The sequence below is a fragment of the Candidatus Frankia nodulisporulans genome (assembly GCF_902806475.1).
Lineage (GTDB): Bacteria > Actinomycetota > Actinomycetes > Frankiales > Frankiaceae > Frankia > Frankia umida.
This window is the reverse complement of the sequence record NZ_CADCWS010000452.1, coordinates 1-1,648: the sequence shown is the minus strand read 5'-3', so window position 1 is coordinate 1,648 and position 1,648 is coordinate 1. Positions and strand designations below refer to the sequence as shown.

1 pseudogene is annotated in these 1,648 nt (G+C 71.1%); it reads right to left on the bottom strand.

Annotation, left to right across the window (positions count from 1 at the left end):
• Nucleotides 1-1,648: pseudogene (gene lnt, locus G6R24_RS24320) on the bottom strand (apolipoprotein N-acyltransferase); the annotation flags it as partial.

The following is a 1,648-nucleotide window of genomic DNA, read 5'->3' as shown; positions in this document are numbered from 1 at the left end:
GCTCATTTTGCTGGTGCCGCGGGCGCGTTCGATGAAGGTGATGGGGACTTCGGTGACGCGGTAGCCGGCGCGCCAGGCCTGCCAGGCGAGGTCGACCTGGAAGCAGTAGCCCTGGCTGGCGATGCGGGTGAGGTCGCGGGCGCGTAGGACGTCGGCGCGGTAGGCGCGGTAGCCGGCGGTGGCGTCACGCAGCGGCATGCCGAGGGCGGCGCGGACGTACAGGTTGGCGCCGCGGGAGAGCAGGAGGCGGCGTCGGGGCCAGTTGTGGACCTCTCCCCCGGGTATCCAGCGGGCGCCGATGGCGAGGTCGGCGTGGGTGAGGGCGGCGAGCAGGCGGGGTAGTTGTTCGGGTTGGTGGGAGCCGTCGGCGTCCATTTCGACGATGACGGTGTAGCCGTGTTGGAGGGCCCAGGTGAAGCCGGCGATGTAGGCGGTGCCGAGGCCGGATTTCTCGGTGCGGTGGAGGACGTGGATGTGGGGGTCGGTGGCGGCGAGGTCGTCGGCGATCTGGCCGGTGCCGTCGGGGCTGGCGTCGTCGATGACGAGCAGGTCGACGGTGGGGTTGGCGGTGCGCAGCCGGCGGGCGGTGTCGGGGAGGTTGTCCCGCTCGTTGTAGGTGGGGATGCAGACGACGACGCTGTGGTGATCCACGCGGTTCCTCTCCGTTTCGGGGGGCATGTCCGAGTGCCCGGTGCTGCGGGTGCGCCGTGTGCCGGTGTGGGGCTGGTCGCGGGGTCGGTCAGGTGGTGCCGGCTGGTGTGGTGCGGGTGGTGCGGCGTAGCGCTCCCGCCATCATGGCGCCCAGGGCGAGGGTGAGCAGCACCGCCTCGGGGAGGATGCCGGCGCGGTCGGCGAGGGTGCGGCTGGTGCGCAGCGGCAGGGTGGCGGCCAGGACGGCGGGTTGGTAGAGGCCGCTTTGGGCGACGATGGTGCCGTCGGGGGTGATGAGGGCGCTTTGTCCGCTGGTGGAGACCTGGATGGTGGTGCGGGCGTGTTCGACGGCGCGGAGGCGGGACATGGCGAGTTGCTGTTGGCTTTCGCCGTTGCGTCCGAAGGAGGCGTTGTTGGTCTGGATGACGAGGAGTTCGGCGCCGTGGTTGACGGTGTCGCGGACGAGGGTGTCGTAGGCGACTTCGAAGCAGATGACGTCGCCGATGGTGGTGCCGGCGGCGGGGAGGGTGCCGACGGTGGTGCCGTGGACGAAGTCGCTGGGCATGTCGTCGGCGAAGCGTGTGATGAGGGTGGTGAGCAGGGCGCGGCCGGGGAGGTATTCGGCGAAGGGGACGGGGTGGCGTTTGACGTACATGTGGCCGGTGAAGCCGTTTTCGGTCCAGATCATGCCGGCGTTGCGGACGTGGCCTGGTCCGGGTCCGTCGAGGACGGCGCCGACGAGCAGGGGTGCTTTGGCGGTGCGGGCGGCGTCGCGTAGAGCGGTGGCGACGGTGGGGTCGAGCAGGGGGTCGAGGTCGGAGCTGTTTTCGGGCCAGAGGACGAGGTCGGGTTGGGGGGTGCGGCCGGCGGTGACGTCGGCGGCGAGGCGGCGGGTTTGGGTGAGGTGGTTGGTGGTGACCTGGAAGGCGCGGCCGAGGGCGTGGATGCCGCCGTCGGTGGTGACGTTGCCCTGGATGGCGGCGATGGTGCGGGTGCC